The organism is Mycobacterium simiae, from assembly GCF_008370645.1.
In the GTDB taxonomy this organism is placed as follows: domain Bacteria; phylum Actinomycetota; class Actinomycetes; order Mycobacteriales; family Mycobacteriaceae; genus Mycobacterium; species Mycobacterium simiae_A.
Map to the genome: position 1 here is coordinate 1 of NZ_VTZN01000434.1, position 848 is coordinate 848.

The 848-nt window shown below is 66.4% G+C and carries 1 pseudogene; it reads right to left on the reverse strand.

Annotation, left to right across the window (positions count from 1 at the left end):
- Positions 1-530 precede the first annotated feature (530 nt).
- Positions 531-848 (reverse strand): annotated as a pseudogene (locus F0Q45_RS29795) (hypothetical protein); the annotation flags it as partial.

Genomic DNA, 848 nt, shown 5'->3' on the forward strand with positions numbered 1-848 from the left:
CAACACCCACCCGAGCCAATCTGACGTATCTCACCTACTTTTGAGCGCGTAGCGCTGAAGGCGTGCCCGATGTGGAGGGCAAGATCGATATGGCCGTGTGACGGCAGGTAACCAACAAACTACGAGGTCAGTACCGCAAAGAGGTCAGTACCGCAAAGCGTCCAAGGCAATCCACTAGAGGTGCCGTCTGGTCACCGCCTTTGATGCTGGACGCGTTTGGATGTCCGACAGGAGTTTTGCGGGGCTGGGCGGTTACCCGGGGTGTGGTGACCGTCGACAGGGCTTTGCGCCTCCAGAGCGCCGTTCAGTGAGCAAACCGGCAGTCACGCCCCGGTACCAACAATCGGGTGCCTCCGCACTGAGGTAAGCAGCGAGGAGGCTGTGATGCAGTATGACTCAACTGCCCTGGCGACCGAACCGGTCAATGGTCACCAGCTGACCGTTGGCGCAGGCTGGTGGTAGGGGGCAATGCCGGGTTTTTCCGGTGCGGGTGGGGCCGGCGGGGCAGGGAGTGTCGGCGCTGCTGGTGGTCACGGTGGGGCTGGGAGGTGGTTCGGTAACGGCGGGGCCGGGGGTGGCGGTCGGGATGCCGTTACGGTCGGTGGTGTGGGCGGCAATGGCGGGCCGGCGGTCATGCCGGGTTGTTCGGTAATGGTGGGGTCGGTGGGGCGGGTGGGCTGGGTCAGCAAGGTGCTAATGGGGTCAATCCGCTGCCGGCGCCACCGGCCGGCCAGGCCGACAGCGGCGGCCTTGGTGATCCCGGCGGCCCTGGTGATCCCGGTGATCCCGGCACCGCCACCGGACAGGCCGGTGGTCAGGGCGGCACCGGCGGAAACGGCCAACCCGGC